This is a genomic window from Longibaculum muris (genome assembly GCF_004343035.1).
GTDB lineage: Bacteria > Bacillota_I > Bacilli_A > Erysipelotrichales > Coprobacillaceae > Longibaculum > Longibaculum muris.
In genome coordinates, this window is record NZ_SMCQ01000006.1 from 1 (window position 1) to 26,555 (window position 26,555).

Sequence of the window (26,555 nt, forward strand, 5' to 3'; positions counted from 1 at the left end):
ACAATATTAGCTACATAAAAAAATGAAGTTGTCTTATCGACAACTTCAATAATAATTTTAATTATTTCACCTGTCTACTTGACAGGGGCGGTTCATATTCTATAGGTTTTTTTGTAAGCTTTTTTATAACAAATATAAAACAAATCGTAATCACAACACCTTTTAAAATACTTGATAAAGAAATAGACCACCAAATTCCATTTAAACCTAATGCCGTTGCTGATAAAATCATTACCAATGGAATCCTTGCAGCTGTTAATGTTACAGAAATAAACGATGGAATAAAGGTTTTCCCTAGACCATTTAAAGTTCCAGCAAGCGTACTTTCAATACACATAAATAATTGTGATAAAGCAAGAATCTGTAAATAATCTACCCCTAAAGGAATAACATCCTTTTCACTAATAAATATTTGGAAAATAAATTGCGGAAAGAAATACAAAACACAAGTTGTAAAGATTCCCCAAAGAACACATGTCTTTAAAGCTGAATATGTTCCCTTTTTCACACGTTCAATATTGTTCGCTCCATAGTTTTGTGCAACAAAAGCATTTAATGCACTCCCAAAACCATCTGCACTCATCCAAGAAATAGATTCAATTTGTGACCCTACTTTTTGTACCGCAATAGCTACATCACCATAACCTGCAATAAATCTTGCTATAACCATTGAAATGAAAGTAAAACATAGACTTTGTAAACCCGTTGGTAAACCAATCTTTAATATTCTTGAAAAAACAGGTTTTGTATATTTCTTTTTTAATTTTACTTCATCAAATAACAAAGTATCTTTTTTAGCATAATAAATCATCATAAGTAAAACTATGATTTGTGAAATAACAGTTGCTACAGCAGCTCCTAAGACTCCCATTTCAAAAGCAAAAATAAAGAGCGGATCTAAGAAAATATTTAAAATCAAACCAATGGTTGTGGCAATAAAGGGATGATGACTATTTCCAATCGCGGTCATTAAACTTGTATATATCTGATTTAAAAAGTTAATCACTACAAATCCACATGTCACAATCAAATAAATTTCAGCCTGATGAATAACTTCCTTAGAAGTCAAATGAAAAAAACCAATCATTGGCTGATAAAACAAAAATGTCACCAAACCAAAAATAATTCCAAATAAAATTCCTAGCTGAATAGTTGCTCCGGCATAATTCGTAGCTTCTTGCTTTTGATGAGAACCAAGCGATTGTCCAACACAAACTTGTCCACCCATTCTTGCTAGTGCACTAATGCCATTAGATAGCCACATATACATACCAGCACTTCCCACTGCTGCCACTGCACTTGCTCCTAATTTCCCTATCCAGATCATATCTATTAAATTATAAGCCATTTGTATTAAAGAAGTCCCCATGATTGGTAAAGCTAATTTCATCAAGGTTTGAAAGATTGGTCCTTCTAATAAATTTGTTGATTTCTTCATAAATTCCTCCTTAGCAAAAAGAAGAACTCTAGAGTTCTTCCTCAATAACACCCATTAATTCTAGGATTCTGTTTAAATCTTTTGTATCACTATATTTAATCGTAATAGCATTATCATCAACTTTAATCTTTGTACGATATTTTTTTCTTAATAAACCTTCAACATAAACATATTCCTTAGGTTTCACTTCTTTAGGTTTAGCTTTTCTTGCTGCCTGTAATTTAATTCCCTTAACAATATCTTCAACTTCTCTTACTGATAATTGTTGAGCAATTGCTTTTTGAGCAACTTCTAAAGCTTTATCTTCATCTATTGTAATCAATGGTTTAATATGTCCCATTGTTAATTCACCATCTAAAACATAATTTTGAAGCTTCTTAGGCATTTTCAAAAGTCTTACCGTATTCGCAATATGTGCTCTAGATTTTCCCACACGCTTTGCAAGTTCCTCTTGTGTTAAATTAAGCTTTTTCATCATTGTTGCATAAGCTTGAGCTTCTTCAATCGCATTTAAATCTTCTCTTTGAATATTCTCTAATAAAGCAATTTCCATCATTTGCTGATCAGTAAAATCAACAATAATCGCTGGAACATTCTCTAAACCAACAATTGAAGCAGCACGATAACGTCTTTCTCCAGCTACAATCTCATAACCTTGAACAGATTCTTTTAAGATAATTGGTTGAAAAATTCCATGTTCTTTTATAGATTGTGCTAATTCATTCAACTTTTCTTCATCAAAATGTTTTCTTGGTTGATAAGGGTTAGGACGAATATCTTTTAATGGCACTTCAACATGATTAAGTGATGGTGCTTTTTTCTCAATTGCATTAATAACTGATTGTAAATCTCCACCTTGAGAAGCATCACCAAAGATAGCATCTAATCCTTTTCCTAATTTTTTACTTTTCTTACTAGTTGCCATTTCGTCTCACCACTTCCTTAGCTAATTTCGCATATGCTTTTGCACCTTCAGATGTCTTATCATAATCAAAAATATTCAATCCTTCAGAAGGTGCTTCTGATAATTTAATATTTCTTGGAATCACAACATCATATACCTTTTCTCTAAAGTATTTTCTAACTTCTTGTGAAACTTCAATTCCTAAATTTGTACGAGAATCTAACATTGTTAATAAAACACCTTCAATTGTTAAATCTTCATTAAAGACTTTTTGAGTTAATAAGATTGTATTTAATAATTGAGTCAATCCCTCTAAGGCATAATATTCACATTGAACTGGTATTAAAACAGCATCTGAAGCTGTTAAAGCATTTGTATTTAATAACCCCAATGCTGGTGGACAATCAATAATCACAAAATCATATTTATCCTTTTCAGCAATCAAAGCATTTTTTAATCTTTGTTCCCTTCCTGATTTCACTTGAGAAAGTTCAATTTCAACTCCAGCTAAATCAATATTCGCTGGAACAATTGATAATCCTTCTACATCTGTAGAAATAATAATATCTTTAAGTGGCGTATTTTGAGTAATAGCGTCATAAACAGTTAAGTCTAATTCTGAACGATCAACACCAATACCTTGAGTGGCATTTGCTTGAGGATCAATATCAATTAATAGCACTTTTTTTCCCATATATGCGAGTGCAGCACTTAAATTGACACTTGTTGTTGTCTTTCCTACACCACCCTTTTGATTTGTAACTGCTATAACTTTTGACATCTTACTTTCCTCCTCATATTTCCTGCGTTGCTATTTTAACACATACTCTTTTGTTTGACACCTATTTTTTCACCCATCAGAACTCTTGTTTCATGATGAGTCTTAGAATTTTCAATAATATCTTGGTCAAGTTGAACAATGCCTTTTTTAAATAACACAACAATTGTTGAACCACCAAATTCAAAATAACCTTTTTCTTCACCTTTTTTAAAGCTTTTTATTGGATGATTGACAATCTTACCAACCATCATTGCTCCAACTTCCATATAAATCACATCATCAAAATTTTTAGTATGTAATAATGAATAAGAACGAGCATTTTGTTTATATATAGGATAATAATCATTGGCAATTGGATTAACAGTATGAAACTTACCTGGAATATAGTGTTCTCCTTCTAAATCACCATCATCAATAAAACAATAACGATGATAATCATCAACTGTTAAACGGAAAATCAGACAATCTCCACCATGATATTCTTTTGCTAATGTTTCATCTTGTAATAAATCAGATAACGAATAAAGAGAATCTTTAATCAATAAATGAGTATCTTCTCTAATAGGATAATATGTTAATTTAGAATCAGCAGGAGCAATCAATTGATCTTCCTGCATTTCAATAGGTCTTTTTTCTGGTATAATTTTTCTCGTAAAAAAATCGTTATAACTATGATAGTCTTGTTTAACATATTGACTCATATCTATATGATTATGTTCAATAAATGAAGCAATCTTATGCTTAGATAAAGAACTATTCATATACATACCACCAATATGAGTAATAAAAGGAAGGGTTAACACTTTCAGTGCGCATCTTCCTAATACATGACTATATAGCAATTTTAATAAATTGTTTTGACTTTGGTCAACAATAATTTCTTGACCTTGACGATCATAGATTTTCATTACAATAATATCAATCCTATAAAAATAAATACACCAACAACACCCATTGCTAAAATACCCTTTAATCCAGGTTTAATCACTTTAAAATCAATTACAAAAGCAAGAGCAACCACTAACATCATAATTCCATAAATTCCTTGCATTGTTCCAAGTCCAACAGCTGCTTTTAATAAATAAACCGCAGGAAAGATCAAAGAAGAACTTGTTACTGGTAATCCTTGATAATATTTTCTTTTTTCAGTTGTTTCTTTTTGTCTCATTTCTTCGGCAACATTAAAATATCCAAGTCGACTTACAGCACAAATTGCATATAAGGCAAAAATAGCGAACCATAGCCATCCATTAAGTCCCATTGTATATCCAATAATAGCTGGAAAAATCCCAAAACTAAACATATCTACAAGGGAATCAATTTGGATTCCAAATTTCTTTTCTTCTTCTGTTCTACCTTTTTTTGTACGAGCAACCATTCCATCAAAGGAATCAAATGCCCCACATAAAAGAAGGCAAATTAAAGCGCCAACAGGTTCTCCTCTAAAAGCCAAATGTGTCCCAAATAAGGCACTAATCAGACTTAAATACGTCAATATAACCGTATAATTATAATAACCAATCATATTTTTCTCCCGACTTCTAATCTAACGTTTGTATTATAGCATACTTCTACAAATTTTTATAGGACTTTTCTACTTTAGATAAAATTCTCATACATAAAGAAAGGAAGAATGAACTTTAGTTAGTTATTCTTCCCTTTTTTTGGAATAATACAACAAGAATCCCAATAATAAACAACAATCCACCACACAACAACAAACTATTTAAATAACCTTTTAAATATTGCACAATAAACAAATAATAAGCTTCGGGAGATAAATGAATGTGTTCAATATATTGACCTAATAAAATAAACAAAGGTATTCCGGTTATCATAAATGCACTGCCAAAACAAATACTACTTATATAAACCGCTTTCCACTTCCCTTTTAACTTTAATAGATATAAAAACACAATCGCAAATAATACAATTATTAAACACGCTATTAAAATAAAAGGAATGACTTGATCAAGCATATCAAAAGCCATTATCAAATATTGCATAAAAGGAAATGAAAGATATTGTTGATAACCTTTAACATTTATTTGAATATACTGATTTAATCTTTCTTCATCTTGTTGAGTTAATTGTAGATTTTGTTTTTTAGCATAATCATGTAAATATTCATATAATCGTTTTTCAAAAGCATCAGTATGGATAGAGGCTTGTTTATGAGTATAGAAATTTTGAATATAATCTTGAGACATTTTTTTGACTTCTTTGCTACTGACAAAATTCTTATAGATATCTGGTTCAAATCCTGCAGCCCCCGCTGATTGCATAAAATCTTCATTGAGCTCATTGGCAATAGCCTGATAATAGTCAACTTTCTCTAGTGTTTTGAAAAGATAATTTTCATTCATTAAAGTTAATTTTGTGATTGTCACAAATAATCCTAAAAACATAAAGAAAGCAATAAAGAAACTAAAAAGGCATGCTAGTAAATGATTTGTTTTTTTCATTTGATTTCACCTACCACTGTTGGTCCACTTATCTTATCAGCATAAACAAAGAAACGATCTTCTTTCTCACCTAATCCTTCCACTGGATAACAAGTAAATAAAATCAATTGTTCTTTATTCTGTAATAAATCATAAGCCTGTGTATCAGTTGCCTTTGCTATCTTTGAACCTGTCATTTTATATTCAAAAATCCCATAATATGTTGTTATTTTTATAGTATCCCCTTTTTCCATCTTAATTAAATCTTTGAAATAAGGAATGGTATGTGCTCCAATCATAACAGGTTTATCAAAACCTGGCATTTGTGATTGAATCCTTTGTCCTGCTCCCATATGTAAACACTTTGTCGTTGCACCATAGATTAAAGGAACATGGATTTGTACTGAATCAATATCAATTTTTCCATATTGATCAGTTATTTTCATTTTGGTTAATGTTGATGCGTCTATCATTCCACTTGTAGGTAATTGTTTTTCCTGATTATAAAGCTGTCTGGCTTCTTTTAAAAAATCTGGGGTTTGATTTTGCGATATCATAGCATATATCGAATGAAGTGGTCTTATATAAGGAAATGCCAATGCTCCTAAAATCCCATACCCCACAACAAGAAAACATAATGGAAGCAATAGGCTTACCATTATGTTCTTTATTTTTGCTTTTAGCATTCAATAAATTCTTTCTTCTTTAAAACAAATAATCCAGCACCAACAAGCACAACCATTAAACTACCAATAATTGTATATGTACTTGTGAAGTTTTCACCAGTACGTTCAAGTTTTGTTCCTTGTGTAGGTTTTGTCATTTGATCTTTGATTTGAGTTGCTTCTTTTAAAACATTTTCTAATTTATAGATTTCATCTCCATCAGCACTCATAATTGTTAAAATATCTTTAGCAGCATTATAGTATGCTTTCAATCCAAAGATATCTAAGGCTGGTGAAGCAAGTGATAAAACATGAGTTAAAATAGCATGTGTCATTTGAGTATCGGCTGGTAGTGATTTGGCATAAGCTAAAATATTTTTAGCTGAATCTTTGATTGTGTTGACATTTTCTTCACTTAAATTAACTTGTTGACTTGCTAAGATGGTTTTTAAATTGTTGTATTCTTCACTACCAACTTTCCAACTTATAACTTGTCCATCTACTTCTATACCCTTTTCAACATAATCTAATAATCTTTGTTCTTGGGCATTAATACTTTCATCTAATGCTTTGGTTGGTGCTAATGTTGTCATAAAAACAAAAGCTCCACAAATAAAAGCGACTAATAATTTTTTCATATGTTCCCTCTTTTCGTTTTTTGTTATACACGTATTGTAGCTAGCTTTATTATTTTTAACAATACTCATACCTGATTTCGTATGAATTTCATACTTATACACTACGCATATATTTGTATATTTTGCAGATTGCTTTTGTTTTATACACAGTTTTGTCGAGATTTATATAACTCTTGTTCCAACGGTTGTTGCAAAATCTTTAAAGAGTGGGTCTGAGGGATTGATTCCTTTACATTCAGGGAGATATGATGCCATAACTTGCAAAATAAGACTTGTTGTAAAAACTGCTTTTGTTTTTGATAAATAGGGAACATATAAATCAGCTTTTACTTTTTGATTATCTTCTATAACAATGAGGTGAGCATTTTGTTGATGAGCAAAGTCGATCAATTGACTCATTAAATCATAACCTTCACCATTGACATGAAGAAAAATAAGATAACTATCTTCCGTAATTGTTCGATGTGCACCATGCATAAATTCTTCTAACTCATAACACATTGCTGGTATTTGCATGGTTTCTAATAATTTTAAATTTCCTTCACAAGCTACACCAAATTGGATTCCATAACCAATAACTGATACACAAGAAGCTTTTGCCCATTCTTGATGATTCATTAAAAAATTTTCTGTTGCTTCAATTGTTTGATTGAAAAGTTTTATTTCTTGTAACCATTCCTTCATAAAATCTTTTTTTTGATATGTAAAATCATGATTGTTTTTTAGTAATTGAAATAAGACAAGAAATAATGTTAAACATGTGGCCATGTAACCTTTTGTCTTAGGTCCAATTGGTTCATCACCACAACCAATATCAATATTATAATCACATGTTTGTGTTAATGGTGAATCCATATAGCCAGTTATACCGATTGTTGTGATACCGTGATCATGGGCGATTTTAGCACAGTCTAAAGTTCCTTTACTTTTACCTGTATGAGAAATTGCTATGACTAAATCTGAAGTCTCTAACAAACGTGAACAATGTTGTAATTGAAAAGGGGTTTCTACATTCATTTGAATATTTGCTTTTGTTAAAGCAGCTTTTACCACTAAAGCTGCATTTTTAGATGTTCCTGAAGCGGCAATGGTTATTTGATGTTTATTCTTTATTGATGATAAAACATCAAAATCACTATGTTCTAAAATATGAGACAGTATATCAGCCTGTTCTCTGATATACTGTTTCATTACATTTTGGCTCATTTTTTAAAGAATTGTGGTAAATAATCTTTATGTGCTTCTAACATTTCATCTAATAATGGTTTAGCAATATCATATTCTCGAATTAATGGATGTGCTAGCATTGCTTTTAACGCTGTATCATAATCACCTGTTAAGGCAGCTTCAACCGTCAATGATTCATAATTTTTAACAGCAGAAATCAAACCAATAACTTCTGTTGGATAATTCTTTAAATTCAATGGTTTTATTCCATCACGGCTCACAAAGCAGGCTGTTTCAATGACTGCCTCATCATCCAGGAATTGAATTGTCCCATTGTTAGGAACATTAATAACCATCCATTTTCCCGTATCATTATAAACAGCTTCCATCACACCTACTGCAATTCGTGAATATCCGCCACCACCACGTTTAGCAAGTGTTTTTGGTTTATCATCATTTTCCGGATTTGAATACTCACGCCAAATTTGTTTTTCTAATTCTAAAATAGCTTCACCTCGTGTTTTATCCTGACTCTTAAGCTGGGATAATATTTTTGATGTATGAAAATAATATTGTGTATATTGACTTGGAATAAGACGAAGTTTATGGATAAGATCTTGTGAAACAGTTGCACATTTTTTAGCGACTTTACTAAATTGTTCATCAGTGATAGGTTTACCATCAATTGTGATATTATAAGTAAAATTCATATGATTCAAACCGATATAATCATAATATACACTTTCTTCGCTGACTTCTAAAGCTTCTTCACACCACCAACGAGGACGCATTCCCCCAGCACACAAACCAGCCATTTTTACATGACAAACTTTTAAAACTGCTTCAGTCACTAAGCCAGTTGGATTTGAATAATTGACAATCCAAGCATCAGGACAATATTTTTCAACATCTTTAGCAATTTCAATCATAACTGGAATTGTACGTAAGGCATTAAACATTCCACCTACACCTGTCGTTTCTTGTCCAATAACACCATATTTTAAAGGAATTTTTTCATCATAAATACGTTGTTTATTTCCACCAACTCTAATTTGGCAAGCAATGAAATCGGCTCCAACAAAGGCCTCTTGACGAGATGTTGTCGAAGAAATTTCAACGTCATAATCCAAATGACGACAATAACGATGAACAAAACCATCCATAATCTCTAATCTTTCTTCATTAATATCTACTAAAACAATTTCTTTGACCGGTAAGACATTTCTATGTTCACTCAACCCTTCAATCAACTCAGGAGTATATGAACTTCCCGCTCCAATAATAACAACTTTTAATTCTTTTTTCATATTTTATTTTTCCTTTCCTGCTTCTAATTCTAATCTCTGTTTTTCCATAATCTTAAAGAATGGATAATAAATAGCACCTGCTACAAATAAAGAAATAACACCCCAAATGGCTGCACGCCAATCTCCACCAGTTAAGAAATACTGTGCAAGTACTGGTGGCATTGTCCACGGTATGTTGACAAGTGGTCTAGCAATAATATTGAAATACATGAGTCCATAAGTTACAAGTGATAAAATCTCAGTTGCTAAAACATAAGGAATCATCATAAGTGGATTCATAACCAATGGAACTCCAAAGACAACTGGTTCATTGATTTCAAAAATCCCCGGCGCTAAGCAAAGTTTTCCAAGTGATCTAAATCCTTTTTCTTTAGAACGCATCATTAAAAATACAAGTGGTAAAGTTGCTCCACCGCCACCTAGGAAAACAAAATACATAAATCCAGAAGCGGTAATATAAGGAAGTGGTGTTCCAGCTGCAGCAGCGGCAATATTATCACCTAACATAACTAAGAATATTGGATCAGCAATGGCCAAAACAGCACCACCATGAATACCTACACACCACAATAAAGAACGAAGCAACATAAAGATTAAGAATCCTGGTAATGTATTTAACGCAAAGACAGCAGGTTCAAAAATTTTCATTAATGTAGAATTAATATTAAACCCAAGTATAACACGTAATACCCAAACAATAAGAAGTACTGCTAACGCTGGGACTAATGACATAAATGATTCAGAAACAAGGGGTGGAACTGAATCAGGGAAATGAATGACTAAATTACGTTTATAAAAGAAATGTAAAATTGTTGTTGATAGTAAAGCAATAACAACCGCTGTAAATAGTCCTTTTGTTCCAAATAACGAGGTATCAATTGTCCATTCATTACTCAATGTAGCAAGAAGGAAGGCTGTCATTGAAATGACACTACATGTTAATGAATTAAGATTTGTATCTCGATAAGTTTTTGCAAAGAAATATGCTACTGATCCTGCTGCAACTAAACCTACAATATCTATTGTAATTGCTGAAACAGCATTAAACCAAGGGGCATAAGGTTCGATAAACTTTATCCAAGCATCAATTGGAAAGTTAGGTATAAGTACAAAGAAACTTCCAATGATGGTTAATGGAATAACACTAATCATTCCATCTTTAATTGCACTTAAATGTCTTTCTTCACCTAATTTTTCTAAAGGTGGCGCTAATTTAAGTTCAATAAAATCCATAAATTTTTTCATATTATCATCCTTTCTTTTCTCCTTCTTTTGACACTTTTATCTTACAAAATAACTAAAGAAAGATGAATAGCGTAATTGTTCACTTCAAAGTGGAAGTTAGTGCACAAAAGGCATCCTATAAAGGATGCCTAATGATATCTACTTAGAAATTCTTCAACTTCTTTAGTCTTTTGAAAACTCAATATCTTTTCAATGGCTTCTTGATCCATAACTAACTTTTGTAATAAAGAATAATATCCTTGATACCTTAAAAAGAATCTCTTAGGTAAAGAAACAAATAAAACACATTGAATAAACTCATGATCCCAGATAATTGGCTTATTAAATGTTATTAACATTTCTTCAACAATATCACTATATCCTATCATTTGTGGTATCGCAATATGCCCTTCCATCGCCATATTTCCAACATTCTCTTTAAGATCTAATTCACTAAATGAAAGCTGAAATACTTTAGAAATATATTGTAATACTTCTGTTTTAGATTCCATTGAACTATTTAATAATATATTTTTAGGTTTTATGAAATCCCCTAATGAATAATGTTCTATCTGCATAAAATAATTTCTTATCTTATGAATTGATGTTTGATCTAATATAGGTGATATTTGAATGAATGGAATTGTTGCTTGTGAAATTGCTGATGTCGAGATGACTAAATCATATTTTTCCATATGAATATCTTCCAATTGTCTAATATGAATACTATCGACAATTTCCATAAACTCATCAAATTCTTGTAATAGCTCATAACTTAATAATTCTGTTGATGAAGAATTAAGATTATTAATTAATAAGACTCTTTTTTTATTTTTAAGATGATTTCTCATCAATGAATACTGAATATGAATAGTAAAATAAGCAATCTCATCTTCACTATAAATAACATTTAATTCAGGATGTAAAAATAACCAGATATCAACACTTATCAAATAAGCTAATAAATAATTCTTTTTAATCATCTTCAACATTGGATTTTTAAGATAAGTATCAAATCTCATTCGATTTTCCATTGCTAAAATATGCACACCCAAGGCCTTCTTTAAATAAAAATCATCAGAAAAATCAATTCCATAAATTTCATTTAAATATAAAAAAAGTTTCATCATCTTATTTTCTATTCTTTCAGGCAAAACATCAACCAAACAACTTTCAATATCACTAATATAATTAATTCTCTTACCAATTAAATGAACAGTTAAAAAACAAATTTCTTCTTCATTAATCTTTATATCATAATATGTTTTAATAAAATCAACAATATCTCTAGCCACCTGATATTCATATTCACTTTTAAGCAATGTTTTTTCTTCTTCTGACATTTTTACACAATGATTTTCATTAATTCTTAACATCATAATAGACAAATACTTAACCATATCATCTAAAGATGCATCTGTCATTGAAATTCCATCACGATCCAATATTTCACTCATTTGTTGTTTTATATCAATCTCTATATTGATTAATTGATCAAGACTGTATTGATTAAAGATATCTTCCATACAAAGTCTTTTATGTAATTCATCACCAATAATATAATTTCCTTTACCTACTTTATATTCAACTTTAAGATGAAATTTTGATAAATATTCTCTAACATATTTCATATCTCGACTTACTGACGTACGATCAATATACATTTGTGTAGATAATTCTTCAATGCGAATAGGTTGATCATTGAGAAGAAGTTGACGCATAATATAATATGAACGTTGAATTGAATTATCTAATAATTCTCCTTCCTGACGTAAATATTTATCTTTTTCTGATTTATATTTTGGAGATAAGATATGAAGATAATAGCCTTTCCCTGGTTTGGATAAGATTTGAGCATTTGATTGTAAAAAGGTATTGATATCATGGATATCTGAACGTATTGTTTTGGTTGAAACATCACATAATTTTGATAGTTCTGTTCCGGTTACATATGTTTGTTCATCTAATTTTTCTAAACAATCTAATATTTTCTGATGTCTTTTTAAATATGTTATCTTCATCCTATCACCTCATTTCATTTAATAACATTATAACTTTTTAAACCTTATTTATCTACAATTATCATATTTTTTATAATTCGACAAAAAAATATAGCGAAACCATTCAAAATGATTTCGCTATTTCTTATTTTGTAGTACTGCCAAAACCACCATTACGTGTTTCACTTACATCATCATCTTCAACAATCCCATATTGCATAAAGATTCCTTGGGCTATCCCCTGCCCAGCTTTAACATCAACAATTTTTCCTTCATTAGAATCATTCGTCATTTTAATGAAGATATGACCTTCGTTATCTGAATTAAAATAATCACTGTCAATAACCCCTACTGTATTATTTAACTGTAAACGATATTTAAATCCTAATCCACTTCTAGGATAGATCATTAAAACCCAGCTTTCATTCATTTCACATCTTATTCCAGTTGGAATTTTTAATGTTTCCCCTGGTTTTAAGACAACATCAATAGGTGTGTAAAAATCATATCCTGCTGAACCTTTGGTTGCTCGTTTTGGTAATTTTAATGCATCATAAGCAGCTTGTATTTCAGCTTGATTAGCTTGTGGTTGACAATCTAAATACCCTTCTTCAAATTGTTGATAAGATACTTTGTAAAACTTTGCTTTTTCCATAAATTCTCCTATGCCTCTTTATAATATTCCTCTAAAGTTATTCCTTGTTTATGTAATTTCTTTGCTAAATCTACCCCTACATAACGAATATGCCAAGGTTCATAACCATAGTTTGTAATTGATACTTTATCTTTTGGATATCTTAATATAAATCCATATTTATATGCATCACTTTCAATAAATTTCCCAATATCACTTGATGCTACTTTTTCAGTCAGATTATCGCCTTGATTCTTATATGAAATATCAATAGCTAGTCCTAATTGATGTTCACTTCTTCCTGGATATGCACTATATAAAGAAGCATATTCTTCACCAAAGACTTTTACTTGATTTTCCCAATTTATCTTTTGTTTTTGATAAGAACGATATGCTGATACTGAATAAATTTCTATCCCTTTTGCTTTTGCTGCTTTATAAAATTTTGTAAAAGCTGCATTCGCTTCTTTTCTTAGATATCTAAACTTACTATCAATAATTGGTTCTAAATCATTAGGTTCCCAATCTTGTGGTAATTGATGAACTTTATTCACAAGAACTGTTATATCTTCAGGATTTTTAACAATTTCTGGTTTGACTTGAGTTGGACTAAAAATCTTGTTTTTAAAATACTTCACAACATCTACTATCATTGTCTGTTTTGTTTCATTTCCTGCTTTATCTTTAAGTGTATATGTAATTTCTTGTTGTCCTATTTGAGAAGTATCTATTTCATTATATTTAACAACAGAAATTAATTCACCATCTACCTCATCCATTGCTTTTTCAATAAAAGATTGATAATCTACTTTCGAATTTAATTCTACTTGAATCCTTTTTTCTTTCAAAGTTAAAACCGGTGCTTCTTTATCTTCTTTCTTTTCCTTACTACACCCCGATAACAACAATCCCATAACTAATATCACACTTACATAACGTTTCATAAACGCCTCCTTTCTTAGCGAACACCTCCGCCGCCTCCACCGGAGAAGCCACCGCCTCCACCACCAAATGAAGAACCGCCACCAAATCCTGAACTTGCTGATCGAGCAGCTGAAGCGGCTGCACGAGATGCCTGCATACTGTTATAAGCAAACATATGTACCATATGCATTGTATAAATTGTATCTAAATTAGATTGTTGATTAAATGTTGGACACATTTCTCCCAATTGTTCTTGTACCTTATCAGCAATACCTAAAATAGATGCAAATATTAAATATTCTTCCCATAGTTTGACTTCAATAACTTCTTTTTCATTAATTAAACTCATTTCTTCTAAAAACATCTTTAATCCAACAATATGTTCCATTTCTTCTCTAATAGAAGCATCAAACACATCTCTATCTTTAGATATTTTCATTCCCATAAAATGAGTATCGGTCTTTTCAATAGAAATTAAACCTTTTCGACGATATTCTTCTTCAATAAAGGAATCAATATCATCAAACCATGAATCAATAGATGTATAATGATTTCTACACCATTTATCAAATTCCTTTGTTTCTAAACATCTATTTTCTCCAGCAGCTTCTCTAAAATATTGTAACATCTTACTATCTAAACGATTATGACAAGGAATTGATTTATCTAAATCAATAGAAAATCCATCTTTCTTAAAGAATACCATATGTGATTCTTCTCTTTTATCAAAACGAATATATCCTTCCTGCACCCACTTCAAAATCAATGCAGCAATCATTCCCCCACGATCATTTTCTCCAATTAAACCAGCCTTTTTAGCTAAATAATAAAATTCAAAAATATCTTTTTGACAAGGAATATCTCTAAACATATTGACATTTTTCGTACCAAAAGGAATATAATCACTGAATACAGATGGTTCTTGGCGATACTTCTTCGCCGCAAAAATCACTCCAAAAACTATCAAGCAAAAAAACATAACAAATGGTAAAAAGATAAATAAACCAACTGTTCGATTTGTTCGACTAATCATTCCAGGAATAAAATAATTATCATCATTTTCTTCATAATTGTTATAGCTATCGTAATCACTACCTTGTTTTGCATCTGCTAAAATATCATCAAAGTTTTCATTAGTTTGATAGGCATTTTCAAAAGTCCCATCATTAATACGCATGAGTAATTGCATTTTTCCACCACTCATAGAGTTTTCTGTCTCTAAAACAACTTTATCATCTTTAAAAACAACATTCCCATGATAACCAAATGCCCAAATTAAGGCCGTATCTTCATTAAAAGGATGAGGAGATGCTACAGTTATCAAAGCATGTTCAATACTAATATCCATATCACTAAAAAATGCATAATTCAGTCCTTGATTATCTTGATACTGTTTTACAAAATGCGTCACATCATATTCAAATGTATAGGTTCTTTCACCATAATTACCAATCCCAAAACATAATTCGTAATTATCATCTCTTTTTACTAAACCACATTTACCATTCTTTTGTTGACGCGTTGCATCAACATTCCAATCACCAATATTTTTATATACAAAACCTTTCTCATCCTGAACTTTCAAATTCTTAATTTGAGAAGGTCCCATATTATTCATAACCTTATATACTTCTGTTCCCCTTGTTATATTCATATCCCATATTTCTTTAATATGTGCACTCCCATTTTCATTGATATAAACTTCAACATTCATATCTTTGATTATTGTTTCACTGGCATGAACAGGTGTTAAAGAAAATAATAAACATAACAAAAGAGAAGATATAAAATATATTCTCTTTTTCATTGTTAAAATTTAACCTCTGGAACTTTCTTATCTTCTGTTTCTACTTCAAAGAAGGCAAATGGTTTAAAGCCAAACATATTTGCTATTATAACTGATGGAAACATTTCTATCTTATTTTGATAAGCATATACACTATCATTGTAGAATTGTCTGGCAAAAGTAATTTTATCTTCAGTTTCTTTTAAATCTTTTTGTAAAGAGACAAAATTTGTATTTGCTTTTAAATCTGGATATGCTTCACTTAACATCATTAATTTATTTAATGCTTGAGTTAATTCACCAGATGCTTCCATCTGTTCTTCAGGTAAAGAGGCATTTACATAAGTATTTCTTGCCTTAATGACTGCATCTAAAGTTTCCTTTTCATGCTTTGCATAACCTTTCACTGTTTCTACTAAATTAGGAATCAAATCAGCACGTCTTTTTAAAACAACATCAATCTGTGCCCAATTTGTTTTGACTCTATTCCTTGCCTTAGTTAAAGCATTATAAGTCACTCCAATATAAAAAACTATTAATACAATGACTCCTAAAATTATCCACACTGCCATACATATTCCTCCTATCTACTTGTTCCTATTATAAACTAAATTCACTAAAAATTCCTTAACATTCGCTTAATTTTTACATTTGTTTCATCAAATTAGTTGACTATGTCAGTTATCAGCCATATAATGAGCATAGAAAGATATAGGACGGTGATATTATGTTTCACTCTTTTGCCTTCTATGCAGTCTTAATGCAAAGGCAATTTAGAGAATATTGTCAAAAAGAATTACGTGATGCTGGTCTATCTTCTGGCTTGTTATTCTTTATTCTTTACATTGGTAAACATCCTGGATGTAATGTAAAAGCACTTATCACAGCTTTGAAACTTGATAGTGGTCATGCTACTCGTTCTCTAGCAAAACTTGAACAAAATCATTTTATTCAACAAAATATTAATCCCAATGATAAACGTTCACGAATTTTGTATTTAACGAATAAAGGTCAAGAAATTTTTCAATTAAGTCATGATTTCTTTAGAAATTGGGATCAAAGCGTTTTAGCATGTTTATCGTATGAAGAAAAAGAAAATCTGTTTCAAACATTAGACAAAATTGCAGATTATTCAAATATGTTAACACATCTAAAATGAGGAGGAATTAATAATGAAATATGCAATTGTTTATTCTAGCAAAACTGGCAATACTGCACAGTTAGCTAATTATATTAGAGATTTTTATATAGATGAAGAATGTGTTTATTTTGGTCATCCGAATTATGATGAAATAAAAGCTGACATCATATTTGTTGGCTTTTGGACTGATAAAGGAGTTTGTGATGAAAGTGTACAGACATTTTTAAAATCTCTACACCAACAAAAAATATTCCTCTTTGGAACTGCTGGATTTGGTGGTAGTCAAGCATATTTTGAAGCGATTTTAAATCGCAACAAAGCTTTTATAGATGAATCTAATTTGGTAGTTGGGACCTATATGTGTCAAGGCAAAATGCCAATAGCTGTTAAAAGACGTTATCAAGAATTGGCTAAAAAGGATCCTCAGAAATTTAATCCCATGATTGAAAATTTTGATCACGCACTCTCTCATCCAGATTTGAAAGATTTTCAGTCACTTTCTGAGACCTTGAAATCCACTCCTATATAACACATATTTCCTTTCTATAGAGCCATGATTAAAATCATGGCTTTTATTTTTTTCAAAAATAAAAAGAAAAATTAGATTTTTTTGCGTATATAAGTAGTAGGGAAGGTTTTTTTGTACATGTGATCTTAAGGACTCTTTTTATGTTTCCTATATCTATTTACTATAAGCAAATATTGTTGTATAATCTTTGTATGAGAGATCCTTCCCTAGAAAGAAGGTGTTCTATGACCACAAGTGTTCTAGAAAAAAGTTTGTCCTATGATGATCTCATTGCCTCGCTTAGACTGATCGATGATGACTTTATGAGAATCATCTTCAAGAATCAGGATTGTATTCAGCTCCTCTTGGATATTATCCTTGATGAGCATGTGGAAATCATTGAGAATGATTCCCAGTATGACCTTAAGAATCTCCTTGGCAGATCACTGACAATTGATGTATTGGTTAAAGACAATAGGGGTCATTACATCAATATCGAAGTACAGAGAGATGAAGCGGATGCCCATCCCAAGCGGGCAAGGTATCATCAGAGTCTGATTGATTCATTTCTAAGCTTTCCAAATGAAAAATGGAGAGAGATTCCAAAGACAATCGTTATATTTATAACGGAAGAAGATGTATTGGGATATGATCTACCTATCTATCATGTGAGAAGAAGGATTGTTGAAAATGGAGAGAGCTTTGATGATGAAACAGAAATCATCTATGTGAATGCATCAATACAGGATGATGGTGAACTAGGGAGACTGATGCATGACTTTATGTGCAAAGAAGTTGAGAGTATGAATTATGAAGTGTTGAAGAAACAGGTAGGGTATTACAAAGAGAGTGAAGGAGGAAAGAGAGAGATGTGTGAAATCTGGCAGAAGATAAGAGATGAAGGTTATTTGAATGGGAAAGAAGAAGGATACATTGAAGGAGAGATGAATAAAACGATTGAATTTATAAAGAAGTTAACTACGAATAATGGTTGTACTATTGAAGATGCTATGGAATTATTAGATATTCCGATGTTAGAAAGACCAAAATATATTCATAAAATTTTATCTTAATCTAGATTAAGATTCAAAATCATTTAAAAGATTTTGAATCTTTTCTTTTGACAAGTATACTTGACATGGTATAATATATGTAAAGAATACTTGTCAATAATAAATCAAGATATCTAAAAATGATGTACAAGGAGGAAATTTTATGGATAAAAATGAAGTTTTAAAAAGAAGTCAGTTAGAAAAGAATGATGAAATTAATGAATATATTGATAATAAAACAACTCAATATTCTTCTATTATTTTTGTTATTTCTTGTATTTTAATGATGATCTTGTCTTTTCAAAGTTCAAAACAAGCTGAAATATTTTATACATCTGCTACTCTCTTTTCGACTTTTCTTTGTATTTATGGTTGGACACGTTATTATTATATAAGGAATAAATGGAGTTTTATTCTTGGACTTATGTTTTTTATTGTAACATGTTTTACTATTGCTAAAGTATGGATGATTATATGGTAGGAGGCTAAACAATGAATAAAGAAGAAATTTTAAGACGATATCAAAATGAAAAGGATGAAGGAAAAGTGTTTTTTGAAAGTAGAGCTTTATTTAAGGGTTTTACAATGATGATGTTGATTGCTATGTTTTTGATGATAATGGCTTTTCTTTTAAGTGGTGATACAATTATAACTGATATTTGCTTTTTATTAATTATTCCTTTTCTTTTTTGTTTTTATGGTATTAAAGGTTATTATACTAAAGATAAAACAACTATCTTTATATCAGCTGTTTGGATTTTCTTATATATTATGCGTTTTATTGATATTATGAAAGTGTTATTTTAGGAATATGATATGAATAATAAATTAATCTTAAGAAATCACTTAAAAGAAGCTAGAAGTGAAAAAAATATATCACAAAGTCAATTAGCACAAATGGTAGGTGTTTCTAGACAAACAATCAGTTCAATTGAAACTGGGCAATTTAATCCAACAGCCAAACTAGCCTTAATCTTGTGTATTGCATTAGATAAAACTTTTGAAGAACTTTTCTATTTTGAGTAAAAGAAAAAGGATCAATTGATCCTTTTTTGCTATTTTGTAATAGCTGTATAAGTAATAGCACTTACACTATCACCATCAAAGATAAATTCTAGTTCTGATTTACCTTTTGTATAAACATATCCTCCTGATTTTTCTTTAAAATCTTTTCCATATTTTTCAACAACCTGATCTTTACTATCACCAATACAGATACCTTCAGCTGTTTTAACTGTATCATCTGTTAAAACAATCGCATTCACGTAATCTACTTCATCTTTTGGATAAGTTTTTAATTGGAAACCAGCATATGTATATGTTTTATCCAATCCCTTAAATGCACAACTAGGTGCTTCAAAATATTCTAATTCTTTTCCCAATGATTTTATAAAATCATCAGTTTTTTCATTCATCGCAATATCTACATCTTTAACTTTAAATACATATCCTTGACTTTCATTTGTTTTTGATGTTGTTGTTTTCTTATCTTGAGAACATCCCACTAAGAAAAACACTGAAACGACTAATAAACAAATTATTTTTTTCATTCTTCTTTTCCTCCTTGAGTTTTTGCCCCATAACCTTTTAGATAACCGTATTTTTTAATTTGAGCATATTGATCATCTTTCATTTTGTTATAGTCTGAAACTTTCTCTTGCCAAATTTGACGAATTGATTCATCATTTTGACGATTCTTTAAATTAAAGTTATCTTGTAAAATCTTACCAAAATAATGTGATAATTTTTCAGCACCACTTAAATTTAAATGTAATCCTCTATCATATGTATCATGATTGAAATCCAAACCAATTTCTTCAATACTATCCAAGAAATTCACATATAATAAATCATTCTTTTTAGCATAATCAACCATTTGTTTATCCCATTCATCGTACCAACTTGGATATAAACTTGGAGCTTTCATTAAAACCAGCTTAATTCCATTCTCTTTACATAACTTCACCATTCTATCTAAGTATTCATAACATGTTTTTGAAAACTGATAATCTGATAAAGGTTGATCTTTAGGAATTGTTTTAACTGGTAATTCATCAGCACGCATGATAAATCCATTATGCGAAACTAATGGTTTTTTAGCAAACATATATTGAAAATCTTCGCTTGTTAATTCTGACCATCTTTGATGATAACGAAGAAGTGGAAAAAGATAATCAATCATTGACTCCTCATCAGTCATTGATGCTTCAATTGCATTCCATTTGCTTTTTGACCATTTCATTCCATCAAGATTCAAACGATTATAAGCCTCGTTTTGCGGCTCTCCATATTTCATTGATAATACGTTGAAAACAAAAACATCTGGTTTTTCATAACGTAATGTATCTTCCATGAGATAATATGATTGCCAAATCAATTGTTGAGCACTACCTCGAATATAACTACTTATACCATAATCTTTCCATAATTGAACAGGTGAAATATTTTCATAAACTTCACAATCACCTATGAAAACAACATCATGATCAAAAACTTTTTCATTGTAATATTCTTCAATTAAACTTCCTTCAGGAACATCACTTATATATTTAGGAATAAGTAACTTTTGAAGAAGAAAGAATGATGTCAATATAAGGCATAATGATAGCATAAGTATAATAACTTTTTTCATTCCTCTCCTCCTTAAAATTGATTATAGATAAATTGACTTGCATCATAGCCAATACTATAAGCTCCAAATAAAACAATAACAAAAATTAAAACATAATCAACCACAAAACTTACTATTGGTTTTTGATTTAATTTTTCCCTAACACTACCTTTTCTTTGAATAAGACTAAATGTTATTAAAATAATCACACCAACAATTAAAATCATATAATCAATATGACTTAATCCCAGTTGCAATAAAGCATCACCAGTCAACTCTGAAATATGAAAATCAGTAAACATTGATCCAAACATAGAAAAAGATAATGGTACATTTCTATAACAATCTAATATTCTTAATGAACTCATCAATAAGAATGTTCTCATAACTTGAAATAATCTAAAATATAACTTACCTGAAACATGAAAATGTTCATGGAACCATTTATAAAATGGTTTAAATTCCTCACTTACACAAATAACCAAACAGTTTAATAATCCCCAGACTATAAAGTTCCAACTTGCTCCATGCCAAATCCCAGTCGCAAACCAAACAATAAAACTAGAAACATAAACTGGTACTCTTTTTCCTAATCCTCCTGGCATATGTTTCCTACACCAAGTCGAAAAATGTAGCATACTCTTATGAATTGATAATGGATAAAAGATATAATCCTTAAACCAAGTTCCCATAGTGATATGCCATCTACGCCAATATTCAGCAATATCTTTAGAGAAATATGGTCGTTCAAAGTTCTCAGTTAAATGAACTCCAAACATTTGAGCAACCCCAATCGTAATATCAATTCCTCCAGTAAAATCTGCATATAACTCAATAGCATAGAAAACCATTCCAACCAAAACAAAGATACCGTCATAAGTTGATGGATCACCAATCAAAGTATTTACAGCAACTAAAATACGATCAGCAATCACCAATTTCTTAAAATATCCCCATAAAACTCTTTGAAATCCAAAATGAATTTGACGTAAATCAAAATCATGTTCTTGATAAAGGGTTTGTGATAAATCATTAAAACGGCTAATTGGTCCTTGAATAACCTGTGGAAAGAAAGAAACAAATAAACCTAATTTAAAGACATTATCTTCAACCTGACAAGTTCCTCGATAAACATCAATAATATAACTCATTGTCTGGAAAGTATAAAAAGATATTCCCATTGGTAAAGCAAAATTCATAAAAGATAATGGTTGACCATTAAATAAACCAATAATCCCATTGATATTTCCAATCATAAAATCAGTATATTTAACAACGGCTAAAACACCAAAATTAAATAATAAACATAAAAGCAAATAATGCCACTGTTTTGCCTTCATGGCTTCTTTATATTGACGTTTTTCTTGCTTTGTTAATTCTTCTTTATGTTGTGACATATATTCTTTTTGTCTTTGTTTTACAACTTTAATTCTTTGTGAAATCAAATATGTTGAAAGAGTTGTAGTTAAAAAGTAAAATAAATAACTCACTCCTGCATAAGCATAAAACAAATAACTGCCAATAAGTAAAATAATCCATTGATATTTTTTATTCACTAGATAATAAATGACAAATAAAACAAAAACAAATAAAGCAAATTGATAAGTCGTAAATAACATACTATTCTTCTTCCAAACGTTCGATTAATGCATATAAACTTTTTGCTGAATTAAAGTTTTCTGGTTTTAATTCTTCGGCAGGAATTTGAACATCAAAAACATTATTCACTTCCGCTACAATTGTCACAATATCAAAAGAATCTAAAATCTTATCATCTATTAAAGTTGTGCAAGTTGTAAAATCAACATCATCATGTAAATCCTCTAAAATTTCTAACAATTCATCCATTTAAATTTTCCCCTTTTCTTTATATAGTTTTTTTAAATAATTTCTATCTATTTTACCGTTTGGTGTGAGTGGCATTTGTTCTAATTTAATCACACGATTTGGTAACATATAACGTGGTAATTTAGCTTTTAAATAAGCTTTTACTTCTTTCGTTTCTTTATTACCCACGTAATATAAAATAATTTTTTCTTGGTCTTGGTCATAAATACAACAATTATGAACCGTTCCTTCTAACTCATGAACATTTAATTCAATTTCCCCTAGTTCAATACGATGACCCATATGCTTAATTTGATAATCTTTTCTTGAAATAAAAATCAAATCATGTTCATCATTATAACAAGCCAAATCACCAGTACGATAAATAATATCAATATACGCCTGATTTAAAGGATTTTGAACAAATGCTTCTTTTGTCTTTTCTGGATTATTATAATAACCCAATGTAACAGCAGTTCCACGAATACAAATTTCTCCAACCTCATGACCTTTTGCTAGGGTATTGTCATCTTTGAGAAGTAAGATTTCTGTATTATGGAAAGGTTTTCCAATAGGAATGACTTCATCAATAGAAAACTCTTTATTAACTTCATAATAACAACTCATCCCTGTTGCTTCTGTAGGTCCATACAGATTAATAAATCTAGCATTTGGTAAGACTCTTTTCCATTCGTTATATTGTTTAATTGGAAACACTTCACTACCAAAAGCAACTGTTCTTAAATATTTAGGAGTTACTGTCTCAAAAGTTTTAAAACCAGAAACAAGTGATAATGCTGAAGCAACCCAACAAATAGTATTAATTTTATGTTCATTTAAATATTCAATCAATTGAACAGGGAACATAAATAACTTCTTTGGCACTAGATATGTTGTTGCTCCAAATTTAAGTGTTGGATAAAGTTCTTTTAAACAAGCGTCAAAATAAAGTGGAGCTTGATTACCAAAAACTGTATCACTTTGAATTTGTAAGACTTCTGATAAGTTTTCAATATAATCAATAACACTTCTATGACAGGCTACAACCCCTTTAGGAACTCCTGTTGATCCAGAAGTAAAAACTATATAGAGTGGATCAATATCCAAAGTTTGTTCTTTAATATGTTGTAATTGTAACATATCAATTGTATATGTTTTAATATCATCAAATAAACAAACTTTTCCACTATAATTCATTTCATCTAAATAAGCTTTTGTATTATCATCACATATAACCATTTGTGGTTGTAATGTATCAAAAATTAATTTAACTCGATATTGTGGCATTTCTTCATCTATCGGTACATAATGATTACCACTATAAACAACACCAAAGAAAGCACTAATGGCTGATGGTGATTTTTCCATGTAAACAACAATTGGTTGTTTACATAAATGAAAAGATGCAATATATGAACCAATTGACTTAGCTGAGTTATAAACCTCAATAAAGGTTAATGATTCTTTTTCATTTGCATATGCTATTTTATTTGGCACAAGTTTTACTGTTTTTTCTAAATAATCTAATACATTTGTTTGCATATTTTCCCCTTATTTAATCAAATATTGATATTCTTTTTTTATTGGTATTTGACATTTTTGTAAAGCTACCGCTGATAATAATTCCATTGCATCTAAATACAATGAATCTAGCTTTTCTTCTTTATTGACGATTGATAATTCTGTACATCCTAAAATAATTAAATCTGCTCCCTTTAACAATAAATCCTTTTCTATTCCATAAAAACAATTCATTTCAATCGCTTTTCCACATTTCACATTATCATAGATAATATGCATTACATCTTTTTGATATTCAATACTTGGAATACAACAATCAATATTATACTCCTTTAATTCTTTTTGAAAAATTTGACTTTGAATTGTTCCATCAGTTGCCATAATTCCAACTTTTTTCACTTGTTTTCTTAAGATATAGTTTCTTACTTCTTGAATCAAATGAATAATTGGAATATCTACTACCTGAGATAATTCCTCATGAAAATAATGTGCAGTAATACATGGAATAGCTATCATATCAACACCAGCAGCTTCTAACTCCTTTGCAACTTGAATAAGCTCAAGAATAGGACTAGGCTTATGATGATCTAATATATATTCTGTACGATCTGGAATCCGTGGACAAGAGTGTAGATATATTTCTAAATGTTCTTGATCATGATGAACATCACTCATTTTTGTTAAAAGTTCATAAAAATATGAGGAGGCTAAAGGCCCTAAACCACCTATAATTCCTAATTTCATATAATCAACCTAACGTTTTGCAGAGGCTGGTTTACTGGCAGTATCATATGAAAAACAGTTATCATTTTTCACTGAATAGCTATTCATCCAAGCATCTGTTCTTAAGCATAAATTTGGATGATCCCATCTAGGTGTTGTATCAAAGTGATACCAGCCTTCTTCAACCTTTACAAAGTTCCAATAATGTTTATGTTTTGTAGCCTTTAAATCAATATTTTCAATTCCAGCTCTAGTAAGCAATGCTTTACTCATTGCAAAATAGTTATAACAATCTCCTCTACGATTATTAAAACCATCCATAGCTCCTTTTGTCCAAGATGATTTATCAGAATAATCAACATATCCTATATGTCCATGAATCCAATTATAAATTTTTTGACATTTTTGTCTTTGGGTCATATTGTCATTAATAATCCCTTTTAATATTGCATCTGCTGTTTTATAAACAGTTTCTAAATTATATGCTTTAGGTACAGGTGCTTCAACAGTTACTTTAATTTCTTTTTTTGTTGTATTTCCAGCTTTATCTGTAGCTTTATAAACAACTTTATAACTTCCAACCTTATTTAGATTTACTTTTGAAGAATCAATTTCTAGTTCAATATCTTTATCAACATTATCACTAACAGTAACTCCTTTTTTATAAGAAGCTGTCTTTCCTTTTGTCACAATAATATCTTTTGTTCCTTTAATCACTGGAGGTGTTTTATCTTTCATAATATTTAATTCACCTGTGACTTCACTTTTGTTTTTTGCTTGATCTTCTAAAATGAGTGTAACTTTATGTTGACCAAGACTTGATGTCTTGACCTCATCTTTAAACTTAATACTAACTTTGGAAACATCTTGAACTTCTTTAATAAACATTTTTGGTTCAATCTTTTGATTTTGATAGATTTTTACTGTTTGAAGAACAGCTTTTGGAGCTGTAGTATCTTTCACATTCACTGCACATGTATATTCTTTATCATCAACGATAACTTGAATTTCATATTCTCCTACTGTCTTTAACTGTTCAGTTGTTAGATTATTTTTAATCACAGCCTTAGCATCTTGATCTTCTAAAACATCTGAAACCTTTAATTCTTTTGCCCCAGCTTCTATCTCAATATGTGATTTTACTGGGTGATAAGTAAAAATACGAACAAATAAAAATCCAATCAAAACGATAACTAAACAACCAATGATATACTTTCCCTTTTTCAAATATTTCATTTTTTCTTCCTCTAATCATCTTTT

Annotated in this window: 29 protein-coding genes; 6 read left to right on the forward strand and 23 right to left on the reverse strand. The window is 30.1% G+C overall.

The genetic code is table 11. The features are described from left to right. Nucleotides 1-61: 61 nt before the first annotated feature. The 16 genes from EDD60_RS05815 to EDD60_RS05890 all read right to left on the reverse strand — a co-directional run bounded on the left by EDD60_RS05815 (nt 62) and on the right by EDD60_RS05890 (nt 16,484). Complete coding sequence (locus EDD60_RS05815) at nt 62-1,438, reverse strand: MATE family efflux transporter (RefSeq protein ID WP_102135690.1); 1,377 nt, start codon at nt 1,436-1,438, stop codon at nt 62-64. 28 nt (nt 1,439-1,466) lie between these two features. Further along, nucleotides 1,467-2,363 carry a ParB/RepB/Spo0J family partition protein gene (locus EDD60_RS05820; RefSeq protein ID WP_066444002.1) on the reverse strand — a complete coding sequence of 299 codons (897 nt, stop codon included), beginning with the start codon at nt 2,361-2,363 and terminating at the stop codon, nt 1,467-1,469. Further along, entirely contained in the window at nt 2,353-3,123 is a 771-nt protein-coding gene (locus EDD60_RS05825) for a ParA family protein (protein ID WP_066444004.1), read from the reverse strand. Before EDD60_RS05825 ends, EDD60_RS05820 begins: the two co-directional genes overlap by 11 nt. 35 nt (nt 3,124-3,158) lie before the next feature. Further along, complete coding sequence (locus EDD60_RS05830; protein WP_066444009.1) at nt 3,159-4,031, reverse strand: phosphatidylserine decarboxylase; 873 nt, start codon at nt 4,029-4,031, stop codon at nt 3,159-3,161. Continuing rightward, on the reverse strand, nt 4,031-4,648 hold the full coding sequence (locus EDD60_RS05835) for a CDP-alcohol phosphatidyltransferase family protein (RefSeq protein WP_066444012.1): 618 nt from the start codon (nt 4,646-4,648) through the stop codon (nt 4,031-4,033). Before EDD60_RS05835 ends, EDD60_RS05830 begins: the two co-directional genes overlap by 1 nt. Nucleotides 4,649-4,763: 115 nt before the next feature. Beyond that, a complete protein-coding gene (locus EDD60_RS05840) occupies nt 4,764-5,588 on the reverse strand; it encodes a hypothetical protein (protein ID WP_066444015.1) in 825 nt (274 codons plus the stop codon). Beyond that, nucleotides 5,585-6,226, reverse strand: coding sequence for a class D sortase (locus EDD60_RS05845; RefSeq protein ID WP_165973131.1), 642 nt, complete (start codon nt 6,224-6,226; stop codon nt 5,585-5,587). The genes EDD60_RS05840 and EDD60_RS05845 overlap by 4 nt, the downstream gene beginning before the upstream one ends. 20 nt (nt 6,227-6,246) lie before the next feature. After that, a complete protein-coding gene (locus tag EDD60_RS05850; RefSeq protein ID WP_066444020.1) occupies nt 6,247-6,870 on the reverse strand; it encodes an LPXTG cell wall anchor domain-containing protein in 624 nt (207 codons plus the stop codon). 162 nt (nt 6,871-7,032) lie between these two features. After that, nucleotides 7,033-8,061 carry an SIS domain-containing protein gene (locus EDD60_RS05855; RefSeq protein WP_066444023.1) on the reverse strand — a complete coding sequence of 343 codons (1,029 nt, stop codon included), beginning with the start codon at nt 8,059-8,061 and terminating at the stop codon, nt 7,033-7,035. 11 nt (nt 8,062-8,072) lie between these two features. Continuing rightward, on the reverse strand, nt 8,073-9,344 hold the full coding sequence (locus tag EDD60_RS05860) for a 6-phospho-beta-glucosidase (RefSeq protein WP_066444025.1): 1,272 nt from the start codon (nt 9,342-9,344) through the stop codon (nt 8,073-8,075). Between the two features lie 3 nt (nt 9,345-9,347). Next, entirely contained in the window at nt 9,348-10,589 is a 1,242-nt protein-coding gene (locus EDD60_RS05865; protein WP_066444026.1) for a PTS sugar transporter subunit IIC, read from the reverse strand. Between the two features lie 128 nt (nt 10,590-10,717). Beyond that, nucleotides 10,718-12,589 carry a BglG family transcription antiterminator gene (locus tag EDD60_RS05870; protein ID WP_066444028.1) on the reverse strand — a complete coding sequence of 624 codons (1,872 nt, stop codon included), beginning with the start codon at nt 12,587-12,589 and terminating at the stop codon, nt 10,718-10,720. Nucleotides 12,590-12,713: 124 nt separating this feature from the next. Next, the gene (locus EDD60_RS05875; protein ID WP_066444031.1) at nt 12,714-13,223 is read right to left on the reverse strand and encodes a dUTP diphosphatase; all 510 of its coding nucleotides are present in this window, start codon (nt 13,221-13,223) and stop codon (nt 12,714-12,716) included. Nucleotides 13,224-13,231: 8 nt separating this feature from the next. Further along, nucleotides 13,232-14,146 (reverse strand): M15 family metallopeptidase, encoded by a 915-nt coding sequence (locus EDD60_RS05880; RefSeq protein WP_066444033.1) that lies wholly within the window; start codon nt 14,144-14,146, stop codon nt 13,232-13,234. 14 nt (nt 14,147-14,160) lie between these two features. After that, nucleotides 14,161-15,933, reverse strand: a complete 1,773-nt coding sequence (locus tag EDD60_RS05885; protein ID WP_082787322.1) for a DUF2207 family protein — start codon at nt 15,931-15,933, stop codon at nt 14,161-14,163. Nucleotides 15,934-15,935: 2 nt separating this feature from the next. Further along, on the reverse strand, nt 15,936-16,484 hold the full coding sequence (locus tag EDD60_RS05890) for a LemA family protein (RefSeq protein WP_132226317.1): 549 nt from the start codon (nt 16,482-16,484) through the stop codon (nt 15,936-15,938). 155 nt (nt 16,485-16,639) lie between these two features. On the opposite strand from EDD60_RS05890, the gene bilQ reads away from it, so the two are divergent. From bilQ to EDD60_RS05920, 6 genes are all read left to right on the forward strand, one after another. Continuing rightward, nucleotides 16,640-17,071: a bilirubin utilization transcriptional regulator BilQ gene (gene bilQ, locus EDD60_RS05895; RefSeq protein WP_066444037.1), complete on the forward strand. Its 432-nt coding sequence runs from the start codon at nt 16,640-16,642 to the stop codon at nt 17,069-17,071. A 13-nt stretch (nt 17,072-17,084) separates the two neighbouring features. Continuing rightward, nucleotides 17,085-17,582: a flavodoxin family protein BilS gene (gene bilS, locus EDD60_RS05900; RefSeq protein ID WP_066444038.1), complete on the forward strand. Its 498-nt coding sequence runs from the start codon at nt 17,085-17,087 to the stop codon at nt 17,580-17,582. Nucleotides 17,583-17,806: 224 nt separating this feature from the next. Beyond that, the gene (locus tag EDD60_RS05905) at nt 17,807-18,634 is read left to right on the forward strand and encodes a PD-(D/E)XK nuclease family transposase (RefSeq protein WP_132226318.1); all 828 of its coding nucleotides are present in this window, start codon (nt 17,807-17,809) and stop codon (nt 18,632-18,634) included. 142 nt (nt 18,635-18,776) lie between these two features. Then, nucleotides 18,777-19,094 carry a DUF6442 family protein gene (locus EDD60_RS05910; protein WP_066448139.1) on the forward strand — a complete coding sequence of 106 codons (318 nt, stop codon included), beginning with the start codon at nt 18,777-18,779 and terminating at the stop codon, nt 19,092-19,094. Nucleotides 19,095-19,105: 11 nt separating this feature from the next. Then, the gene (locus EDD60_RS05915; protein ID WP_066448137.1) at nt 19,106-19,420 is read left to right on the forward strand and encodes a DUF6442 family protein; all 315 of its coding nucleotides are present in this window, start codon (nt 19,106-19,108) and stop codon (nt 19,418-19,420) included. Between the two features lie 9 nt (nt 19,421-19,429). After that, nucleotides 19,430-19,639 (forward strand): helix-turn-helix transcriptional regulator, encoded by a 210-nt coding sequence (locus EDD60_RS05920; RefSeq protein WP_066448134.1) that lies wholly within the window; start codon nt 19,430-19,432, stop codon nt 19,637-19,639. A gap of 29 nt (nt 19,640-19,668) precedes the next feature. On the opposite strand, the gene EDD60_RS05925 is transcribed toward EDD60_RS05920, so the two are convergent. Genes EDD60_RS05925 through EDD60_RS05955 form a run of 7 tightly spaced genes read right to left on the reverse strand, consistent with a single transcriptional unit; the run spans nt 19,669 to nt 26,531 of the window. Continuing rightward, nucleotides 19,669-20,163 (reverse strand): hypothetical protein, encoded by a 495-nt coding sequence (locus tag EDD60_RS05925; protein ID WP_066448132.1) that lies wholly within the window; start codon nt 20,161-20,163, stop codon nt 19,669-19,671. Then, nucleotides 20,160-21,245 carry an SGNH/GDSL hydrolase family protein gene (locus EDD60_RS05930; protein ID WP_066448129.1) on the reverse strand — a complete coding sequence of 362 codons (1,086 nt, stop codon included), beginning with the start codon at nt 21,243-21,245 and terminating at the stop codon, nt 20,160-20,162. The genes EDD60_RS05925 and EDD60_RS05930 overlap by 4 nt, the downstream gene beginning before the upstream one ends. 11 nt (nt 21,246-21,256) lie before the next feature. Beyond that, entirely contained in the window at nt 21,257-22,843 is a 1,587-nt protein-coding gene (locus tag EDD60_RS05935) for an MBOAT family O-acyltransferase (RefSeq protein WP_066448126.1), read from the reverse strand. Between the two features lies 1 nt (nt 22,844). Next, nucleotides 22,845-23,072 carry an acyl carrier protein gene (locus EDD60_RS05940; protein ID WP_066448124.1) on the reverse strand — a complete coding sequence of 76 codons (228 nt, stop codon included), beginning with the start codon at nt 23,070-23,072 and terminating at the stop codon, nt 22,845-22,847. Next, entirely contained in the window at nt 23,073-24,593 is a 1,521-nt protein-coding gene (locus tag EDD60_RS05945) for an AMP-binding protein (RefSeq protein ID WP_066448117.1), read from the reverse strand. It abuts the gene before it with no gap. Between the two features lie 9 nt (nt 24,594-24,602). Next, a complete protein-coding gene (locus tag EDD60_RS05950; RefSeq protein WP_066448114.1) occupies nt 24,603-25,316 on the reverse strand; it encodes an aspartate/glutamate racemase family protein in 714 nt (237 codons plus the stop codon). A gap of 9 nt (nt 25,317-25,325) precedes the next feature. Then, nucleotides 25,326-26,531, reverse strand: coding sequence for a transglutaminase domain-containing protein (locus tag EDD60_RS05955; protein WP_132226319.1), 1,206 nt, complete (start codon nt 26,529-26,531; stop codon nt 25,326-25,328). Nucleotides 26,532-26,555 lie beyond the last annotated feature (24 nt).